Origin of the sequence: Rhizobium giardinii bv. giardinii H152 (assembly GCF_000379605.1) — a bacterium.
Classification (GTDB): domain Bacteria; phylum Pseudomonadota; class Alphaproteobacteria; order Rhizobiales; family Rhizobiaceae; genus Pararhizobium; species Pararhizobium giardinii.
In genome coordinates this window covers 307,511-326,067 of sequence record NZ_KB902579.1, presented here as the reverse complement: position 1 = coordinate 326,067, position 18,557 = coordinate 307,511, and the positions used below count along the sequence as shown (strand labels likewise).

The 18,557-nt window shown below is 62.0% G+C and carries 17 protein-coding genes; 10 read left to right on the top strand and 7 right to left on the bottom strand.

Annotated features, from left to right (window positions below):
• Positions 1-51: 51 nt before the first annotated feature.
• Positions 52-729, top strand: a complete 678-nt coding sequence (locus tag A3AY_RS0105185) for an HAD family hydrolase (protein WP_026203129.1) — start codon at positions 52-54, stop codon at positions 727-729.
• Between the two features lie 48 nt (positions 730-777).
• On the opposite strand, the gene A3AY_RS0105180 is transcribed toward A3AY_RS0105185, so the two are convergent.
• On the bottom strand, positions 778-2,655 hold the full coding sequence (locus A3AY_RS0105180) for a L,D-transpeptidase family protein (RefSeq protein ID WP_018324626.1): 1,878 nt from the start codon (positions 2,653-2,655) through the stop codon (positions 778-780).
• A gap of 507 nt (positions 2,656-3,162) precedes the next feature.
• Here A3AY_RS0105180 and fumC point away from each other — a divergent pair.
• The 3 genes from fumC (at position 3,163) to A3AY_RS0105165 (ending at position 6,626) form a co-directional block, all read left to right on the top strand.
• Entirely contained in the window at positions 3,163-4,575 is a 1,413-nt protein-coding gene (gene fumC, locus A3AY_RS0105175) for a class II fumarate hydratase (protein WP_085995006.1), read from the top strand.
• A gap of 185 nt (positions 4,576-4,760) precedes the next feature.
• Positions 4,761-5,828: a GGDEF domain-containing protein gene (locus tag A3AY_RS0105170; protein ID WP_018324624.1), complete on the top strand. Its 1,068-nt coding sequence runs from the start codon at positions 4,761-4,763 to the stop codon at positions 5,826-5,828.
• 156 nt (positions 5,829-5,984) lie between these two features.
• Positions 5,985-6,626: a L,D-transpeptidase gene (locus tag A3AY_RS0105165; protein WP_018324623.1), complete on the top strand. Its 642-nt coding sequence runs from the start codon at positions 5,985-5,987 to the stop codon at positions 6,624-6,626.
• On the opposite strand, the gene A3AY_RS0105160 is transcribed toward A3AY_RS0105165, so the two are convergent.
• The 3 genes from A3AY_RS0105160 to A3AY_RS0105150 all read right to left on the bottom strand — a co-directional run bounded on the left by A3AY_RS0105160 (position 6,610) and on the right by A3AY_RS0105150 (position 9,111).
• Positions 6,610-7,452, bottom strand: coding sequence for a M15 family metallopeptidase (locus A3AY_RS0105160; protein ID WP_420864889.1), 843 nt, complete (start codon positions 7,450-7,452; stop codon positions 6,610-6,612). The genes A3AY_RS0105165 and A3AY_RS0105160 overlap by 17 nt on opposite strands.
• A 68-nt stretch (positions 7,453-7,520) precedes the next feature.
• The gene (locus A3AY_RS0105155; RefSeq protein ID WP_018324621.1) at positions 7,521-8,129 is read right to left on the bottom strand and encodes a pyridoxamine 5'-phosphate oxidase family protein; all 609 of its coding nucleotides are present in this window, start codon (positions 8,127-8,129) and stop codon (positions 7,521-7,523) included.
• A gap of 76 nt (positions 8,130-8,205) precedes the next feature.
• The gene (locus A3AY_RS0105150; protein WP_018324620.1) at positions 8,206-9,111 is read right to left on the bottom strand and encodes an alpha/beta fold hydrolase; all 906 of its coding nucleotides are present in this window, start codon (positions 9,109-9,111) and stop codon (positions 8,206-8,208) included.
• Between the two features lie 48 nt (positions 9,112-9,159).
• Between A3AY_RS0105150 and A3AY_RS0105145 the strand changes: the two genes are divergently transcribed.
• Entirely contained in the window at positions 9,160-9,645 is a 486-nt protein-coding gene (locus A3AY_RS0105145) for a MarR family winged helix-turn-helix transcriptional regulator (RefSeq protein WP_026203128.1), read from the top strand.
• Positions 9,646-9,657: 12 nt separating this feature from the next.
• Here the strand turns inward: A3AY_RS0105145 and A3AY_RS0105140 are convergent, their stop codons facing one another.
• Positions 9,658-10,032: a gamma-butyrobetaine hydroxylase family protein gene (locus A3AY_RS0105140; RefSeq protein ID WP_018324618.1), complete on the bottom strand. Its 375-nt coding sequence runs from the start codon at positions 10,030-10,032 to the stop codon at positions 9,658-9,660.
• Positions 10,033-10,208: 176 nt separating this feature from the next.
• Between A3AY_RS0105140 and moaA the strand changes: the two genes are divergently transcribed.
• Both moaA and A3AY_RS40295 read left to right on the top strand, forming a co-directional pair.
• The gene (gene moaA, locus A3AY_RS0105135; RefSeq protein WP_018324617.1) at positions 10,209-11,258 is read left to right on the top strand and encodes a GTP 3',8-cyclase MoaA; all 1,050 of its coding nucleotides are present in this window, start codon (positions 10,209-10,211) and stop codon (positions 11,256-11,258) included.
• 139 nt (positions 11,259-11,397) lie between these two features.
• A complete protein-coding gene (locus A3AY_RS40295; protein ID WP_018324616.1) occupies positions 11,398-11,760 on the top strand; it encodes a nuclear transport factor 2-like protein in 363 nt (120 codons plus the stop codon).
• A gap of 53 nt (positions 11,761-11,813) precedes the next feature.
• Here the strand turns inward: A3AY_RS40295 and A3AY_RS34490 are convergent, their stop codons facing one another.
• Positions 11,814-14,366: a methyl-accepting chemotaxis protein gene (locus A3AY_RS34490; RefSeq protein WP_018324615.1), complete on the bottom strand. Its 2,553-nt coding sequence runs from the start codon at positions 14,364-14,366 to the stop codon at positions 11,814-11,816.
• 451 nt (positions 14,367-14,817) lie between these two features.
• On the opposite strand from A3AY_RS34490, the gene A3AY_RS0105120 reads away from it, so the two are divergent.
• From A3AY_RS0105120 to mobB, 3 genes are read left to right on the top strand one after another with little or no spacing between them, the layout of a single operon-like run.
• Positions 14,818-15,726 (top strand): DMT family transporter, encoded by a 909-nt coding sequence (locus tag A3AY_RS0105120; RefSeq protein ID WP_018324614.1) that lies wholly within the window; start codon positions 14,818-14,820, stop codon positions 15,724-15,726.
• A gap of 25 nt (positions 15,727-15,751) precedes the next feature.
• A complete protein-coding gene (gene mobA / locus A3AY_RS0105115; RefSeq protein WP_018324613.1) occupies positions 15,752-16,399 on the top strand; it encodes a molybdenum cofactor guanylyltransferase MobA in 648 nt (215 codons plus the stop codon).
• Positions 16,396-16,917, top strand: a complete 522-nt coding sequence (gene mobB / locus A3AY_RS0105110) for a molybdopterin-guanine dinucleotide biosynthesis protein B (RefSeq protein ID WP_018324612.1) — start codon at positions 16,396-16,398, stop codon at positions 16,915-16,917. The genes mobA and mobB overlap by 4 nt, the downstream gene beginning before the upstream one ends.
• A 122-nt stretch (positions 16,918-17,039) precedes the next feature.
• On the opposite strand, the gene A3AY_RS34485 is transcribed toward mobB, so the two are convergent.
• The coding region (locus A3AY_RS34485; RefSeq protein WP_018324611.1) for an OmpA family protein at positions 17,040-18,557 on the bottom strand (1,518 nt) is incomplete at its 5' end.

Here is an 18,557-nt window from a genome sequence, read left to right as displayed (position 1 = left end):
GGTTCCCCTACCCGAACAGCAATCTTTTCGCAGTTCCCCCAAGAGGTATTCGTGTCCGCCCCCGTTGTCGTCTTTGATCTTGATGGAACCCTGGTCGATACCGCACCGGATCTCGTCGCAAGCCTCAACCACGCCGTTACCCAGGCAGGCCTTGCGCCCGTTACCTATCACGACCTGACCCACCTCGTCGGACACGGCGCCAAGGCGATGATCGAGCGCACGTTCACCCTGCGCGGCAAGCCGCTGAGCGCCGGCGATCTCGATTGGCAGATGAAGGAATTCGTCGATTTCTACCACGGCTCGATGCCGGGCGACTCTATTCCCTATCCTGGCGTCATCGCGGCCATGGACCGGCTCTCCGAAGCCGGCTACACCCTCGCCGTCTGCACCAACAAGCTGGAAATGCTGGCAAAAAGCCTGCTGGAAGGGCTCGCACTCACCTCTCACTTCGCCGCAATCACCGGCGGCGACACGTTTCATGTGCGCAAGCCGGATGCCGAACACCTCTTGTCCACGATCCGCCTTGCGGGCGGGGCGCCGGAAAAATCGGTGATGATCGGCGATAGTCTCAACGACATCCTCGTTGCCCGCAACGCATCCGTCCGCTCGATCGGCGTGCCCTTCGGCTACTCCGATGTGCCGGTCGAAAGCCTGGCGCCCGATCTCGTCATCCGCCATTTCGACGAACTGACACCGGACCTGATCGAGCGACTGATCGCCCAGGCATGAAAAAGGCGGCCTTCACGCCGCCTTTCTCCAATCATCGATCTTCCGCTCTCAGCCTTCGGCGCGTCGCGCAAGCCGCGTCGCTTCGAACGCACGCCCCATATACATGTCGCGCTCATAGACATCGTCGAAATATTCGACGGCGCCGTCCTTGTTCGGCCAGGCGGTGAAATAGGCGACATAGACCGGAATCCGCTGCGGCACCTGAACGCCCTTGTTGCGACCGTCGGCGATCTGTTCGGCCACGTCGTCGACCGTCGTGCCGAGCACGGCGGCGGCCATCCGGCGCGGATCGGCAAGACGCACGCAGCCATGGCTGAGCGCGCGCTGGTCCTTCTTGAAGAAGCTCTTCGACGGCGTGTCGTGCATGTAGATCGCGTGACTGTTCGGGAAGAGAATTTTCAATTCGCCAAGTGCATTGTCGCTGCTTGGCGGCTGGCGCACGGCAACGCCGTTGGTCGAACCGTTCCAGTTCACGTCATACGACGAGACGGCACGGCCGCCCACTTCCACCTGGTAGCCGAGGCGGTCGAGATAGCCGGGGTCGCTCCTGAGCTTCGGCAGCATCTCGTTGATGATGATCGACTGCGGCACGCCCCAATAGGGGTTGAACTCCACCGTCTGGATCTCGTCCTCGAAGAAATAGGTCTGGTTCGCCTTCGAACCGACAACCACGCGCATCGAGAACTGTTCGGTACCCTGGTCGTGGTAATAGACCATGAAGGCGGGCTGGTTGATGAAGACGTAGCGGCTGCCGAGGTCGGCCGGCAGCCAGCGCGCCTGCTCCATGGCAATGCGCACCTTCTCGATCTTGCTCTGGGTCGTATCGCCACCGGTCAGGATGCGGATCGATGCCTTGCCGACGACGCCGTCCGGCTTCAAGCCGTTTTCCTTCTGGAACCCTTCGACCAGTGCGACCAGCTCCGGCGTATAGTCCGGCGTTCCTTGATAGGCGGAAAGTGTGAGCGCGTGCTCGACCTTCAGCGCGTCGGATCCCTTTTGCCGGATGCCGGCGATGATGTTGGCCAGTTCGGGATTGCTGATGCCAGGCTTCAGCAGCGTGCCCGGCGCAATCGTGATCCGTGGCGCATCGCCCGTCTTTACATTGAGCGCTTCCAGCTCCCGCTTCAGGGCCAGGAATTCCGGACCTGACGGTGTCTGGGAATTGAGGTAGGCCGCAACATCATGGCTGCGGCCAATGTTCTCGAGCTTGCCCTTCAGATTGACGCTCTTGCGCTTGAAGTCGTGATAGCCGGAAATCTTGTTCGGATCGATGCGCCCGCGAACAGTGTCCTGCACATAGGTCAGCGTCGCAGCCGACAGGCGGATCTCGAAATCCACCAGCGACTTCTCACGCGCCGTCGTGTCGGCGCTGTCGAAAGTATCGGACGGCACGGAAACGGCATAATCCTGCGGATCAAGCCCGACGCTGGCCGCGTCACCGAGGACAGTGAGCGCAGCCTTTGCCGCCGCGTTCGGGCCATTCGCGTCAATCCAGATAAATCCTTCGCGGCCTGCGTAGAACGCCTCGACGGCCTTGGCCACGTCCGGCGGCGCATAGGCGGTCACATCCGGCAGAAACCGGCGGGAGTCGGCAAGCGACGCGCCCTGTGTCGGCTGCACATCGCTGCCCACGGAACCCGTCACGACCGGATCGAGGAGCTTTGCCGTATCGATCCGCCGCAGCGCTTCGGCCTTGTAGGTATAGTAACGCGGCGAGGTCACGCGCGGCAGGGCAACGGGCTTTTCCGCCGGGCGCGTTTCCTGCATGCCGCCGTAGCCCGGGAATACCTGCATCTCTTCCACAGGCTGCCTCTTCCTGCGGAAGAGATCCATCAAGGTATACGCCTCTGCGCCCTGGACGCCGAAAGAGGTGAACGCGCACCCGGCCAGGAGTGTCACGATCGCTGCAGTTTTCATCAATTTCATTGGCTCACACGTCCCCGTATCGCATTGCCGCCATCAGCGGTCCGCGCCCGATGCCCTTCATGTCACCGAGCTTCGGTACTTATAAGAAAGGATGGTGAATGAAAAGGAAACGCCACGCCTTTCCAGACCATCGCGACCCGTCGTGAGCCGCAGAAGATCTCGGTCAGGGAGACGGATGAGCACCGCCAAAAATTTGAATTCCTTGCATTATTTTTCTGCGCCTTGAAAAGGTCGCGGCGGCTCGGGAAAATTGCAGAAAAGCGCGGCGAAACTATCCGTGCGCTTGTGTCTGAAAAGGCACAGCGCCGCCGTGGCTCGGGCTCGCCACCGTCATGACGCGTACCGACCGCGGGGCTCGGGCAAGGGGCCGCATTTTAAACGATTGTAGCATGCCCCGGCTCCTCGCAACCTCTTTACAAGCACCGCGCACCTGGGCCAGAGAGAACCGCATCACAGCTTCAGAAGGCCGCCGGACGACGGCCGCATCACCTCCGGTCTCGACACCGCATGACGAAAGCAGGGATTACCATGACATCAACGCGCACGGAAACAGATACGTTCGGCCCGATCGAAGTCGCCAGCGACCGCTATTGGGGCGCGCAAGCGCAACGTTCGCTCGGCAACTTCAAGATCGGCTGGGAAAGACAGCCGCTGTCGATCGTTCGCGCACTCGGCATCGTCAAGCAGGCCGCCGCCCGCGCCAACATGGAACTGCAGGGCCTCGACCCGACAATCGGCAACGCGATCATCGATGCGGCCCAGGAGGTCATCGACGGCAAGCTCAACGATCATTTCCCGCTCGTCGTCTGGCAGACCGGCTCCGGCACCCAGTCGAACATGAACGCCAATGAAGTGATCTCCAACCGGGCGATCGAAATGCTCGGCGGCGTCATGGGCTCGAAGAAGCCGGTGCATCCGAACGACCACGTCAACATGAGCCAGTCGTCGAACGACACCTATCCGACGGCCATGCACATCGCCTGCGCCGAACAGGTCGTCCACCACCTGCTGCCCGCCCTGAAGCATCTGCACGCCGCTCTCGAAGCCAAGGTGAAGGCCTTCGATCACATCATCAAGATCGGCCGCACGCACACGCAGGACGCCACGCCGCTTACCCTCGGCCAGGAGTTCTCCGGTTACGCGGCCCAGGTCGCCTCCTCGATCAAGCGCATCGAGATGACCCTGCCCGGGCTTTGCGAACTGGCACAGGGCGGCACCGCCGTCGGGACCGGCCTCAACGCGCCGATCGGCTTTGCCGAGAAGGTCGCCGCCGAAATCGCTGAGATCACCGGCATCGGCTTCGTCACCGCGCCGAACAAGTTCGAGGCGCTGGCCGCGCATGATTCGATGGTGTTCAGCCATGGCGCCATCAACGCTGCTGCCGCCGCCTTGTTCAAGATTGCCAATGACATCCGTCTGCTTGGTTCCGGCCCCCGCTCCGGCCTCGGCGAACTGTCGCTGCCGGAAAACGAGCCCGGCTCGTCGATCATGCCGGGCAAGGTCAACCCGACCCAGTGCGAGGCGCTGACACAGGTTTGCGTCCAGGTGTTCGGCAACAATGCGGCTCTGACCTTTGCCGGCAGCCAGGGCCATTTCGAGCTCAACGTCTACAATCCGCTGATGGCCTACAATTTCCTGCAGTCGGTGCAACTGCTAGCCGATGCCGCAGTGTCGTTCACCGACAATTGCGTCGTCGGCATCGAGGCCCGCGAGGACAACATCAAGGCGGCGCTCGATCGCTCGCTGATGCTGGTCACCGCCCTTGCTCCGAAGATCGGCTATGACAATGCCGCCAAGATCGCCAAGACGGCCCACAAGAACGGCACGACGCTGCGCGAGGAAGCCGTCGGCGGCGGCTATGTCACCGACGCGGAATTCGACGCCATCGTCCGCCCGGAAACGATGATCAGCCCTTCCTGAGCCATCGCCGGAAGCCGTTCAGCAAAATACCGTCAGGCAGCGAGGCATCGCTGCCTGAATGCGTTTTAGATCCGGCCGGTGTCAGATCGGTCCAATCTGAGCGACTGATTTCGCAAAACGTTAAGCCTTCCAAAATCTTTTACCCCTAGAACTTGCAGGCGGTGACAATAAGACAGGAGCCCGTGATGCAGGCGGCTTTGAGCAAGGCGCAGATACCGGATATCGCCGCGCAGGTGACCTATGCGATGCGCATCATGGGGATTGCTCCCCTGCCGCGAAACTACGAGCTCTATTACGAAGCCTATATCGGCTCCAATCCGAAGCTGACCAAGGAACTGGCAGCGCTCGGCAGCCGCGCCAACCAGGAAGAACTGGACGAGATCGGCGCGCGCTACTTCGCCCATGTGCACCACGCCGCAGGCATCGACCGCGCGCACACGCATCTGGCGAGCGAACTGGGTGATCTTCTCAGGCTTCTGCGGGAGGAACAGTCCGCGCTTGAAAACTACAATCGGCTGCTCGACGAAACCTATCAGAACATAACCGGCAGGAGCAACGCCAGCGCCGAAATCCTGCGACAGGCCGTCAGCATCCTGACGGAAGCGACGGCCGATACGATGAACCAGGGCAAGGAACGCGCCGAAAACGTCTCGCTGAAATCCTTCGAGATGGAGGTCATCCGACAGGAACTGGATGAGTACAAGCGCATCGCCAACACCGATTCGCTGACGCGCCTTGCCAACCGCCGGGCCTTCGACGAGAAACTCGCGGCCATCTACAATTCCGAGCAGCTCCGCTCGCAAACGAGCCTTCTGGTCGCCGATATCGACCATTTCAAGAAGATCAACGACAGCTACGGCCATCCGGTCGGAGACAAGATCCTGGCGACGGTCGGCACGGTCATCCGCGCCAATCTGCGCCGAGACGTCTTCGTCGCCCGCACCGGCGGCGAGGAATTCGCCATTATTCTCAACGACAACACGCTCGAGGAAAGCCTGCAGGTGGCCGAGCGCATCCGCACCGCGCTTGCAACGACCCCTTTCAAGAACTCCAAGACCGGCGTCAATTACGGCCCGATCACGCTCTCCGTCGGCGTCTGCCAGGCAACGCAGGCCGACGATCCGGTCGATCTCTACAACAAGGCCGACATCGCGCTCTACTGCGCCAAGAATGCCGGCCGCAACCGATCCATGCTGTTTGAAGAGGGCATGAAGAAAGACACCGGCAAGAGCTGGCTGATCTATCGCAAATAAAATCCTGAAGGCGCCCAAGTGGCGTCTTTCGCCGTTCTCTTCTTGCGTTCCCCAGGAAACAGCCGCTCGCCCGGTGATTGTCTAGAAAGGCTCCATACAAGGGAGCCAACCGGAAGAAACCGGAAAAATCTCCCGCACAAACCGGGAGATACGGACATGAAAACCATCATCGCAGCCCTGATCGCCACCGCCCTGCTTGCCCCCTCTGCAAAGGCAGCCGGCGAAAGCGGATCCTTCGAAGTCGCCTCACTCCAGTCCTCGACCGAAAAGACCGGCTGGCTGCAGGTTCTGTCGCAGGGCAAGCCGGCAAAGGCGAAGACAGCGAAGAAGAACATCAACCAATCGCCGATCGCGCGCGAACTGGTCGCCTTCGGCGAAAACGTCGCGCCCGGCACCATCATCGTCGACAATTCCGACCGCCGCCTCTACCACGTGCTCGGCAACGGCATCGCCATGCAATACGGCGTCAGCGTCGGCCGCGAGGGGTTCATCTGGACCGGCACCAATACGGTGAGCCGCAAGGCCGAATGGCCGAGCTGGAACCCGCCGGCAGAGATGCGCGCCCGCGAAGCCAGGAAAGGCCACATCCTGCCCGTCAGCATGAAGGGCGGCATCGAAAACCCGCTCGGCGCCCGTGCGATGTATCTCGGCTCGACCATCTACCGCATCCACGGCACCAACCAGCCGTCCTCGATCGGCAAGGCGATGTCCTCCGGCTGCATCCGCATGGCCAACGAGGACGTCGAGCACCTGTACGCCAACGTGACGATCGGCACCAAAGTCATCGTCCGCGACTGACCGAATTCTCACTTGGAAATGTTTGGCGGCAGGCCGATGCGCCTGCCGCCTTGGCGATGGCCAGGAGTTCGGGCCGGTATTCGAAATGCATGGTGTCGTAGTGATACCAGCGCCCGCCCCAGATGAAGCCGTTGCGCTCGAAAGCATCGACGATCGACATCGGAATTCTGTTGTCGCGTCCCTGCACCCGGCCCGGCTTGCCGCCCGCCCAGATCCAGTAGTCCGCGTAGCGGCTGTTGAGATCGATCGCCGCACCAAAGCTGTGCACGGACAGGTTCGAGGCGCCGGCAACCTTGCGCCAGTTGAAGGTACCGGCGGAAGGCGTCAGAAAGATCGTCAGGTCGGGCATTGCTTTCAGCGCGTCACGAACTTTCTCCAGCGCCTGCGCGACGCCCTGCCTCTTCGTCACCGGCAGCTTGCTGCCGAACCATTCGATCTCCACCAGCGACGCCTCCACCTCGCGCGCCGATCCGCCGTAAAGGCGCTTCATCAGGGCCTCGCTGCGAATGCGGCCCGGATCGAAATTGACCTTTGGGCGGGTTTCGCAGGGTCCCTCCGGATAGATCTGCGACAGGCTGTCCTCGATATCGCCGGACGCGAGTTTCCGCGTGTGGTCCTTGGCCTTGCCGTCATCGATCGGCAAGGCCGGTTCGCCGTCACCAAAGAGGATTGATCCACCCTCGCTCCCGACAAGGGTTTGCGGATAGGCGTCGATGAGCAGCTTTACTTTTCGTGCAAGACTGAGGTCGTCCGCCTGAGCCGGGACAGCCAAGAGCAGCATCGCGGCGAAGACCAGCGCCCGGTCAATCGACGGTGACAATGTCACCGCCGGCGCCGCGAAAGACCTGCACGTTATCAGCACGTTGCCTCGTTTCATTCGAAGTAAAGCAGCGGTTACCACATCGTCTTGGCGGCACGCTCCGGCCATTCGCGATCGTAGGACTCCCGATCGAAATCGGCCTTGGCCGCCTTCAGCAGCGCGCCCGGCGTCGGCAGCGACTGTGGATCGATGAAGCGCTCGGGGTTCCAGAGTTGCGAGCGGATCAATGCACGGGCGCATTGGAAATAGACCTCGCCGATGGTAACGACGATGACGCTGCGCGGGTGCTTGCCGTCGATCTCGAAGGATTTGGTCAGGTCCGGATCGACGCTGACGACGGCCGTGCCGTTGATCCGCATGGTCGTGTTCGAGCCGGGAACGATGAACATCAGCGCGACGCGTGGGTCGCGGACGATGTTGGCGAGCGAATCGACCCGGTTGTTGCCGCGCCAGTCCGGCATCAGCACGGTCTTCTCGTCTACTATCCTGACGACACTGCCGTCGTCTCCACGCGGCGAACAATCGAGCCCCTCGGGACCGACGGTGGCAAGCGCGGCAAATGGAGAAGCCTCGATCATCTGCGCATAATCCGGCGTCAGCTTGCTCGTCACCTTGACCAGCGACGCCTCTCCGGCTGCCCCATAGAGCGCGTTCAGTTCCTCGACCGAGCGAATGATCGTCATGCTGTTCTCCCAGAAATCCGAGGGATCCTTTCGACGGATAGCATGACGCCGTCATGACGGCACCCGCAAAAAATTGCTAGGCTGCAGCCCTTCTATCTTCCGCATGAATGAAAGCATTGATCCGATCGATCACCGGCGGCGCCGAAACGATGCGGCGGTGGCCAAGACCGTTGGCCCAATGGAGTTCGACATTCGCCCCAGCCGCCGCATAGCGGCGCGCATGATCGGCAGAAACCTCCTTGTCGTCTTCCGCATGGATGACCAGCGCGGGCACGGTCAGCCGCCCGAGTATCCGAGCTGCGTCGAAGTCCTCAACGCGCCGGCCCGACAATTGGACGACCATGCCCTCAAGAGCCGCCTGGGCTTTGTAAGAAAGTCGAAGAAGCTTCCCGAACCCTTTGAAAAGCCATGTCATCTCGCTTGGTGCGCCGATCAGCACCATGCTTTTGGCAATCCGCGACGGCACGTCGCATACCAGACCGCCGGCAGCACAGGCGAGGCTTGCACCGCCAAAGGAATGACCGACGGCAACATCAAACCCACCGAAATGCCGCCAGGCGGCGTCGATCGCGCGCACGGCAGCCGGCATCGTCAGCGTTCGTCCCGGCGACCCGCCGTGGCCGGGCCAATCGAGCGCGACCACCTCGGCGCCGCCGGCCACGAGCCCTTCGATCATCTTCGCCAGATAGTCGCTGCGCGATCCCCAGCCATGGACCAGAAGCACGCGCTTTGCCACGCCGTCGCCCTGCGCCCGAAAGTGCCTGGCCATAACCCAGCCGCCGGCGTAGGAAAGCGTAAGCGGATGGGCTCGTGCCATGACCGGTCCTGCCACCGCGAGCGCTGCCTTTTCCTTGCCGCTCGACGGCTTGCGCGAGGGCGTGACGCTGAACAGCCGAAACGCCAGCCGTGCCGCCATCTCCGGAGAAAAGGCCGACACGCATTTGAGTGCATGACGGGTGACCTCGATCGTAAAGGATGTCATAGTGGGTTTCCCCTTTAAATGTTCAATGATGAACATTATTGTACAACGATGAACAAAAAGCAAGCGACGATCGAACAGCATCATTTTCCCTGGGACCATCCCCGTTTCCGCAGCTGGATCGCGGTCGCCCGCGCCTGCCAGCTGATGCAGCAGACGCTGACGCGCGCGCTTGCCGATCTCGACATCAAGCCGCCGCATCTCGACATCCTGATCAACCTCTATCGCTTCGAGGGCATCTCGCAGCAGGAACTCGCGCGAAAACTTCTGGTCGGGCGATCGAACATGAGCATGCTTCTGCCCCAGCTCGAAAAACGCGGGTTGATCGAGCGGCGCGGTGACGAGAAGGACAAGCGCGTTTTGCGGCTCTCGTTGACGAAAAGCGGCCGGGAACTGACGGAGCAGGCGATGGAAATCCAGACCACGCTGATCGAGAAGTCGCTGGACAACGAACCGATCGAGGAGTGCCTGATTGTCGCCCAGTCGATGGAGCGATTGATCGCCCGCCTTTTGAAGGAGGAAACCGATCTCGACTGACGGTGCCGGCCGTTAGCGCGGTTTTTCCGCCTTGTCGCGGGTCATGCCCTTTTCGGCGAGATCGCGCTCATAGGCGGCGAACAGGGTTTCGCCGTTCTCTCCCAGCTCGCGCAGGTAGGTCCAGGTGAAGATGCCGGTATCATGGAAATCGTCAAAGCCGATCCGCACCGCATAATTTCCGGTCGGCGTCATCGAGATGATCGAGACGTTGCGCTTGCCGGGCACCGTCAGTCCCTGCCCCGGCCCATGGCCTTGAACCTCGGCGGATGGCGACAGCACACGCAGCATCTCCGCGGACAGGTCATAGGAGGAACCATCGTTGAAGGTCACCGTCAGCCGGTGGCGGTCCTTCGAGACGCGCAATTCGGTCGGCCAGATGTCGCTCATGATTTCGGTCTCCCTGCTTTATCCGAGCACTAGCGCAGATTTTTGCCGGAGGAAATCATGACGTTGCTTCCCTCGCCTGAAAGATAGTATTTCGCTGGTTTTCGGATGGTTTTTAAGGGCTTTCGCCTTGACGCCGCCCGTTTTGCTCACGACATTGATGCAACAGGAGAATTTCGTTGAATACCGTCACCATCGACCAGGCCGGCGCTCAGAAGCTCATCGACGCCAAAGCGCCGATGATCGACCCGTTCGGGCGCGCCGTCACCTATCTCCGGGTTTCGGTGACGGATCGGTGCGACTTCCGCTGCACCTACTGCATGGCCGAAAACATGACCTTCCTGCCGAAGAAGGATCTCCTGACTCTGGAGGAATTGAACCGGCTCTGTTCCGCCTTCATCGCCAAGGGCGTTCGTAAGCTGCGACTAACCGGCGGCGAACCGCTGGTGCGCAAGAATATCATGTTCCTGGTCCGCGAGCTCGGCAAGCACGTCCATTCGAGCACACTCGATGAACTGACCCTGACCACCAACGGCTCGCAGCTGTCGCGCTTTGCCTCTGAACTCGCCGATTGCGGCGTCCGGCGCATCAACGTCTCGCTCGACACGCTTAACGCCGACAAATTCAAGCAGATCACCCGCTGGGGTGAGTTCTCGAAGGTCATGGAAGGCATCGACGCGGCGCAAGCCGCAGGCATCCATGTCAAGATCAACGCGGTTGCGCTGAAGGGCTTCAACGATGCCGAGATTCCAGACATGCTGCGCTGGGCGCACGGCCGCGGCATGGACCTGACGCTGATCGAGACCATGCCGATGGGCGAGATCGACGAGGACCGCACCGACCACTACATGCCGCTCTCGGAAATGCGCGATCGCCTCGCACGCGAGTTTACGCTGTCGGACATCGCCTACAAGACCGGCGGCCCGGCGCGCTATCTAAGCGTCACTGAGACCGGCGGCCGGCTCGGCCTGATTACTCCAATGACCCATAATTTCTGCGAGAGCTGCAACCGCGTGCGCCTCACCTGCACCGGCACGCTCTACATGTGCCTCGGCCAGAACGACGCCGCCGACCTGCGCACGCCGCTGCGCGCCTCCGACGACGACGCCTACCTTTCGCGCGTGATCGACGAGGCAATCACCCGCAAGCCCAAGGGCCACGACTTCATCATCGACCGCACCCGCAACAAACCCGCCGTCGCCCGACACATGAGCGTCACCGGCGGCTGAGCGTGCTTGGCCAGAGTCACATCCAGGATACCGGGAAAAGCCACCTCGTCCCTCACGGCGGCGGATGCAAAATACGGAACAAACCTCCCTGCAATCACGTTCGGTTAGAACCGATCAACGCAGTCTGTGGAACGCCGCCATGTTCGCTTCCATCGAGGAATTGGTACGCAGCAGTTTCGATTGCTACCTGACGGCCGACAGGCTTCGTCTTGAAATGCTGCTCGCACAGGACTTCACCTTCACCAGCCCTTACGACGACCACATCGACCGTAAAACCTATTTCGAGCGCTGCTGGCCCGTCGCCGGCACGTTCGAAAAGCTGGACCTGCAGCATCTCGTTGTTTCTGAAAACCGATGCTTCGTGACCTACGATGCGACGTGGAAGAACGGAAACCGGGCGCGGAACACCGAACTTTTCGAGGCATCGGAAGGCCAGATCCATTCGGTCGAGGTGTTCTTCGGCCTGCCGTCCGGCGGACCGGTCTCACAGCCGCCCGGCTGAAACGACAAAACCCGCGCATACTGGCGCGGGTTTTGATCTTCGTTGAGAGGCACTCAGGCTGCGTAGCTTCTGGCGTATCCCTGGACCCGGCCACCGCCCATCGAACGGCTGGTCCCCGTCTTGAAGCGCTCGATCTTCTCGTTCAGCGCCTCCACTTGATGGCGCAGACCGTGGATTTCGGCGGTGTTCTCCTCGACCATCGCCGCGTTCTGCTGGGTCAGCAGTTCGACCTCATGGACGGCCTGGTTGACCTCGTTCAAGCCGCGATACTGGTCGGCGGCGGCCGATTCGATGTTGCTGACGAGCTGGTGGATCGTCGAGATATGGTCGTTGATGACGGTCAGGGCATTGCCGGTTTCCTGCACCAGCTCGACGCCGCCGCGGACCTGCGCCGAGCTTTCGGAAATCAGCCCCTTGATCTCGCGGGCAGCACCGGCGCAGCGCTGGGCAAGCTCGCGGACCTCCTGGGCGACGACCGCAAAGCCGCGGCCGGCCTCGCCGGCACGGGCCGCCTCGACGCCGGCGTTCAGCGCGAGCAGGTTGGTCTGGAAGGCGATCTCGTCGATGACGCCGATGATCGTGCTGATCTTGTCGGACGAACGGTTGATCGCTGCCATCGCTTCGATCGCCTTGCCGACGACTTCGCCGGAATGCTTGGCGTAGCTTTGGGTCTCGTCGACCGACACCGTCGTCTTGCGGGCGCTTTCGGCGGTCGAGCGGACGATGTCGGTCAACTGGCCCAGAGCGCGCGAGCTTTCCTCCAGGGCGGCGGCCTGCTGCTCCGTACGGCGGGCGAGATCGTCGGCGGAGGAAGCCAGATTGCCCGTGCCGCCCGTGATCTCGTCGGTCACCGTGCGCACCTCGATCAGCGTCGCGCGCAGCGCCTCGACGGCATTGTTGTAGGTGCGGGCCATGACGATGTAGTCCTCGGAGAGGTTTTCCGCCATCCCTTCTTCCAGGTTACCATCGGCAAGCTTGGCCAGCACGTCGGAGAGAGCGGTCAGCGCCGCCATCTGCTCGGCCTCGATGCGGGCGCGCTCCTGGCGGCGGCGGGCCTCTTCTTCGGCCGACAGCGTGCGGGCGGCCTCGGCTTCCTGTCCGAGCCGGACGTTCTCCACCGCATTGTCGCGGAACACCGCCACCGAGCGCACCATGTCGCCGATCTCGTCGCCGCGGTTGCGGCCTTCGATCGCGACTTCGAGGTCTCCTTGCGCAAGCCGCGTCATCGTCTCCGTCACGCGCTTCAGTGGGCCACGCAGGGTTTCGATCAGCATCAATCCACCGATGATGGCCAGCAGCGTGCCGGCGACCATGGCGATAATCGAGACATCGGCGGAGCGCTGGCTGTCCTGCTTGCCCGCTTCCTGGGCGCTGCTGACGAAGCTTTCCAGCGTCTGGCTGGCATCGGCAACCAGCGTCGAAGCTTCGGCCTTGGCGGCCTGCCAGCGTGCGCCGACGTCGATCAACTGTGCGGTGCCCGTGTCGATGGCTTCAAGCGAAGGCTTGAGCTTGCTGGCAAGGTCGCGCAGGGCTGCGTTCTTGCCGCCCATTTCCGAAAGCCTCGTGACGGTCGCACGCACGGCAGCAATGTCGGCAATGACGCTCTCGCGGCTTGGTTCATCGAGCTTGCGATGCAGCTCGCTGATGTGCAGACGCGTATCGTCGAGCCGCTTGAAGGTTTCATTCATCAGACCGATCAGCGTCTTCAACTGAGAGATCTCGTTGTCCATGCCGACGAAGCGCTTGGCAGCTGTGTCTGAATTGGTCACCGCCTCCTTGGCGAAATCGGCTTCGTATTTCGAGAATTTGATCAGCGCCGTGCTGAGCAGGCCCTTCTTGATGTCGTTGGTATCGGTGCTCTTCAGGATAGCTTCGATTTTCTGCGTGTCCGCCTTCACCTCGGCGATCTTCTTCTGCACCTTGTCGGACGCGATCTTCTCTGCTTCGGCAATCTGCTTCAACAGATGCGGCAGGAGATTTGTCGCCTGCTGCACCTTGGCATCGGGGGCGATCGCCATGGTCACCGGCAGGCGGAATTTCTTGATGCGCTCGGCAAGCCCCTGATAGGCCGCAGCATCGAACAGCAGCGCCTTGGCGAAGGATTCCTTCTCACCCGATTCCTTGCGCAGGATATCGATCTGCTTGAAGGCGGCATTGCCCTGCGCCGTCATATCGGCAAGGGCGGCATCGAGGGATGCCGTGACGCTGTCCCGTTTGGTCTTGATCGCCCAGAGTTTCTCCTGCTGCTGGCGCATTGCGTCCGCAAGGGCAACGACAGAGCTGATCTTGGCCTTGTCGGCTTCAGCCGTCAGCAGGTCGTTCACCGCGCGGATGCCCCCTTGCTGCTCATCGATCCGGCCGACCAGCGTTGTGCGCGTCTCTTCGGTCGGATTGTCGACGAAGCTCTGCAGTCCGCTGCGCAGCGCCTGGAAATTGGAGAGGTTGTTAATCGTTTCGCGCGTCACGGTCATGTGTCCGTTGAGCGTGCTTGCGGTGAAATAGCCGACAAGGCCGATACCGGCGATGAGGGCCACAAGCGGCACGACGAACAGGAGAACCTTGGTGACAATGCGAAGACGCTGCAGCGAACGATCGATCAGGGACATTCCGAACTCCAGATGTTGAGCAAATCGGACATTCCCGCCAGACTGCTCTCACGGTGGAGAACGAACATGCCGGGGCGCGACCATGGCGCGTGTCCGGCGAGTCACCCGGCGACCGGAGCGGAAACAGAAGCGCTCAATCGACCATATCGCATCATGCGAAGGGCAGCGGAATATCGGCACGATAGGCAGCGAAACTTAATATTTCCCCAAAAAATCCGGTGGTTTAGGCTGTGGCGCGAAATTGCGCCCAGTCTTGTTCGTACATTCTAAAATATTAGTGGAAACGGCTAGTGTTGCAGATATGCCCATAAACGGGACAGCCGCCCGATAGACGTTGCACAAAAGGCATGCCGATGCTTTAGAGATAGGCAAGCCATCCCATGTGCTTTCGAATCAGCTGCATTCCATCACCGCGAGGCTGGATGCCAGCGAGAACAGGCCAATAAAAATAATGCAATCCAATGCCAATTTTCGCGGTGCAATCTTCATGTGCCTCGCCATGGCAGGCTTCACCTGCAACGACGCTTTGGTGAAATCGGTCACTGGCGTCATGAATGTCGGCCAGATCATGCTGGTGCGCGGCTTCTTCACGTCCGTGCTCGTGCTGCTGCTTGCCCGTCATTTCGGCGCCCTGCGTTCGGTCCGCCTGGTCCTGAACCCCGTCATCGCGCTGCGCATTGTCGCCGAAGTCTTTGCCTCCATCACCTATATCATGGCGCTCGGCCAGATCCCGCTTGCCAACGCCTCGGCCATTCTGCAGGCCCTGCCGCTTGCCGTGACGCTCGGCGCCGCCCTGTTCTTGTCGGAACCGGTCGGCTGGCGGCGCTGGCTGGCGATCCTTGCCGGCTTCGTCGGCGTGCTGATCGTGCTTCGCCCCGGGCCTGAAGGGTTTACCGGCGCGGCACTCAGCGTGGTCGCATCCGTCGTCTGCGCAGCGATCCGCGATCTGTGCACCCGGCGGATCGATCCGGCCGTGCCATCCCTGTTCATCTCCGTCATCACCGCAGTGGTCATCACCCTTGTCGGCGCCGCCCTTGTCGTGCCGCTCGGCGGCTGGCAGCCGATGTCGCTGGTATCCGTCGGCCATCTCGGCGCCGCAAGCCTGCTGCTCCTCGTCGGCTATCAGTGCATCGTGCTTGCCATGCGAAACGGCGAAATCGCCATCGTCGCTCCCTTCCGCTATACCAGCCTCGTCTGGTCGATCGGCATCGGCGTCCTGTTCTTTGCCGAGGAACCGGATTTCTGGATGGTCACCGGCGTTGCGGTTATCATCGCCTCCGGCCTCTACGCCTTCGCCCGCGAAAACAAGCGTCGGGCGGCGGCCGTGGCGCAGCAATCGGACCCTGGATCGCCAAAATGAGCGGACGCAACGACAGAGGCATTCGATGAACGCATCGCCAGATCGCCCGCCCGCCGTGATTCTTGCCGGTGGCAGGTCGTCGCGCATGGGCAGCGACAAGGCGGCTGTACTGCTGGGCGGCAGGCCGCTTCTCAGCCGCATCATCGATCGCCTCGCCCCACAGGCTGCCACGGTCTGCGTCAACAGCAACATCATCGCGCGATTGGACTTCGCTCCCGGCATTGCGGTCTTTGCCGATACGGTTGCCGGCCATGCCGGCCCCATGGCGGGCGTGCTCTCGGCCATGCGTCACGCAGCTGCGTGCTTTCCCGCCGCAAGCCACGTCGTCACGGTCCCGACCGACACCCCGTTCGTCCCACGCGACCTCGTCGAGCGCCTTCAACGAGCGCTCACTGAGCCCGCGCAGATCGCCGTCGCCTGTTCGGCCGGCATCATGCATCCGGTCTTTGCGCTGTGGCCGATCAGCCTTGCGGATGAGCTTGAACACTGGCTGCTGACGGACGAGAAGCGGCGGGTGCGCAGCTTTATCGAGAGCCATCGCATGGCGGTGGTCGATTTCCCTTTGATCGACGCCGCGGCAGGTTCTATCGACCCCTTCTTCAACATCAATACGCCGGCGGACCTGGAAACGGCCGAGCGCTGGCTGCCGCTCATCGAGGACATGGAAAGATGACGTCCCCCAAGATCTTTGGAATCGCCGGCTGGAAGAATTCAGGCAAGACCGGCCTCGCCGTCCGGCTGGTCACCGAACTGACGCGGCGCGGCTACCGCGTGTCGACCGTCAAGCACGCCCATCATGACTTCGATATCGACAAGGTCGGCGCCGACAGTTTTCGCCATCGCGAGGCAGGCGCCCATGAGGTGACCATCGTTTCCGGCACGCGCTATGCCATCATGCACGAATTGCGCGGCGCGCCGGAGCCGAGTTTTTCGGAGATTCTTGCTCGCCTCGCCCCCTGCGATCTCGTCCTGATCGAGGGCTATAAACGCGAGCCGATCCCCAAGATCGAGGCGCGGCGACTGGAAGCGGCCAACCGCGAACCGCTCGCCCCCACCGATCCGCATATCGTCGCCATTGCGTCCGACCATCCGGTCGAGGATCAGGGTCTGCACCTGTTCGATATTAACGACACCACGGCGATCGCCGATTTCATCGAGGCCACTACCGGGCTTTCCAGACAGCCACAGTGATCGCCGCACTTCGATTTGCAAGGCCATGTCCACGGTCTGGCTGCGGCGCACACGCAAAACGGCCCGGTGCTCGATGCACCGGGCCGTCCGCAGCGGCATCTCGATGAGAGGCCGGACTATGGTTAGTTCTGGGCCACAGGACGGACGAGCGGCGTCACGCGACGGATTGTCACGCGGCGGTTCTCCTGTTCGGCTTCCAGCGTGCGGACCTTGAGGAAGCGCTCGCCATAGCCCTGGGTTACCAGGTTTTCGGCCGGAATGTCGTAGACCTCCGTCAGCAGCGACGCGACCGATTCGGCCCGCTCGTCCGAAAGAACGAGGTTCGATTCGTCGCTGCCGACCGCGTCCGTGTGACCTTCGATGAAGAAGGTCTCGCCCGGATCCTTCTCGATCACCTGCAGCATGGCGTCGGCAACCTTGCGCAGGGTTTTGGCCTGCGACAGCGGCACCTCGGCGCTGCCGGTCGCAAACGTGATCGTATCGAGGTCGATGCGGCGCACCTTGTCGCGGATTCGGGCCGAATTCCTCACCTCGTCGATCGAATAGACGCGCTCGACCTGCTCCACCGGCGGCTCGGCCAGGAAGTCGTAGTAGTCGCGGTCCGGCTCGCTCGATGTGTCGATGATATAGTCGCGAACCGGCACGCGCAGCCGCATCGGCGGCAGGTCCTCACCGACGTCGTAAATCCGCGGACGGGGGCCCTCATCGACCTCCGGCGCATAGATCATCAGATATTCGCGTCCGTCCCGATCGATGCGCGAACGCTGCACGATGTCACCGTAGCGATTGTAGATCGTGATGATGCGCACGCCGTTCGGCCGCTCGATGACCTCGCGGGACCGGCCACGCGACAGTTCTTCATAGTAGGTTTCCTGGGCATTGCGGCGCAGACGCGGACGATCGTCGCCGCGCACGATGATCTGGTCGCCGAAATCGAGAACGGTGCGGTTGTCACGCGTCTCATCGATCCGCGGCCGGCGGCTGCTGTCATTGCCGGTAAAGGCATCGATCAGGTCATTCGCATTGAATTCCGGCACCCGCTCGACGCGGCGGCCTTCTTCCCTGATGTTGGCTCCCAGTTCCTCCTGGGTCGGACGGCGGTCCCTGCGGCTTGACTGGGCTTCCTCGTCGCTCTTCGGAACCTCGACGTTTTCTTCCTGGGCACGTGCCTGTTCACGACGCTTGCGACGCTTCTCGCGCACACCCTCGTCACCGGCATTGTCGGCGTCCTTGTCGCTGTCGAGAACGGCAGCGCCCTTCTCGACCGGCAGGACGACGGTGTCATCCGTCGCAGCCGGATCGCGGGCAATCTCCTGCTTTTCTTCCTCGCTGCGCGTATCGACGATTTCCGGGATGGGCTGGCGGCGGTCGCGCCGCTTGCGCGGCGTTTCGGTCGCTTCGGCGTCACCGTCGATCGCCGGGCGCAGTGCGTCCTCGGCAGCCGGCTGCTGGCCTTCTTCCTGCTGCTGCCCTTCGGCCTGCTGGCGCTTCCTGCGCTCGGCGCGGATCTTTGCCCGTTCCTCGGCGGTCTTTGCAGCCTCATCGTCGGCGGAAGGCTGGGCCTCTTCCTGCTGCTCTTGTTCGGCCTGCTGGCGCTTCTTGCGCTCGGCGCGGATCTTTGCCCGTTCCTCGGCAGCCTT

Excerpts from the sequence above, each read along its gene's own strand:
- A3AY_RS0105180 (WP_018324626.1), bottom strand. The coding sequence starts at position 2,655 with ATGAAATTGATGAAAACTGCAGCGATCGTGACACTCCTGGCCGGGTGC.
- fumC (WP_085995006.1), top strand. The coding sequence starts at position 3,163 with ATGACGAAAGCAGGGATTACCATGACATCAACGCGCACGGAAACAGAT.
- A3AY_RS0105170 (WP_018324624.1), top strand. The coding sequence starts at position 4,761 with ATGCAGGCGGCTTTGAGCAAGGCGCAGATACCGGATATCGCCGCGCAG.
- A3AY_RS0105165 (WP_018324623.1), top strand. The coding sequence starts at position 5,985 with ATGAAAACCATCATCGCAGCCCTGATCGCCACCGCCCTGCTTGCCCCC.
- A3AY_RS0105155 (WP_018324621.1), bottom strand. The coding sequence starts at position 8,129 with ATGACGATCATTCGCTCGGTCGAGGAACTGAACGCGCTCTATGGGGCA.
- A3AY_RS0105150 (WP_018324620.1), bottom strand. The coding sequence starts at position 9,111 with ATGACATCCTTTACGATCGAGGTCACCCGTCATGCACTCAAATGCGTG.
- A3AY_RS0105145 (WP_026203128.1), top strand. The coding sequence starts at position 9,160 with ATGAACAAAAAGCAAGCGACGATCGAACAGCATCATTTTCCCTGGGAC.
- A3AY_RS0105140 (WP_018324618.1), bottom strand. The coding sequence starts at position 10,032 with ATGAGCGACATCTGGCCGACCGAATTGCGCGTCTCGAAGGACCGCCAC.
- A3AY_RS40295 (WP_018324616.1), top strand. The coding sequence starts at position 11,398 with ATGTTCGCTTCCATCGAGGAATTGGTACGCAGCAGTTTCGATTGCTAC.
- A3AY_RS34490 (WP_018324615.1), bottom strand. The coding sequence starts at position 14,366 with ATGTCCCTGATCGATCGTTCGCTGCAGCGTCTTCGCATTGTCACCAAG.
- A3AY_RS0105120 (WP_018324614.1), top strand. The coding sequence starts at position 14,818 with ATGCAATCCAATGCCAATTTTCGCGGTGCAATCTTCATGTGCCTCGCC.
- mobA (WP_018324613.1), top strand. The coding sequence starts at position 15,752 with ATGAACGCATCGCCAGATCGCCCGCCCGCCGTGATTCTTGCCGGTGGC.
- mobB (WP_018324612.1), top strand. The coding sequence starts at position 16,396 with ATGACGTCCCCCAAGATCTTTGGAATCGCCGGCTGGAAGAATTCAGGC.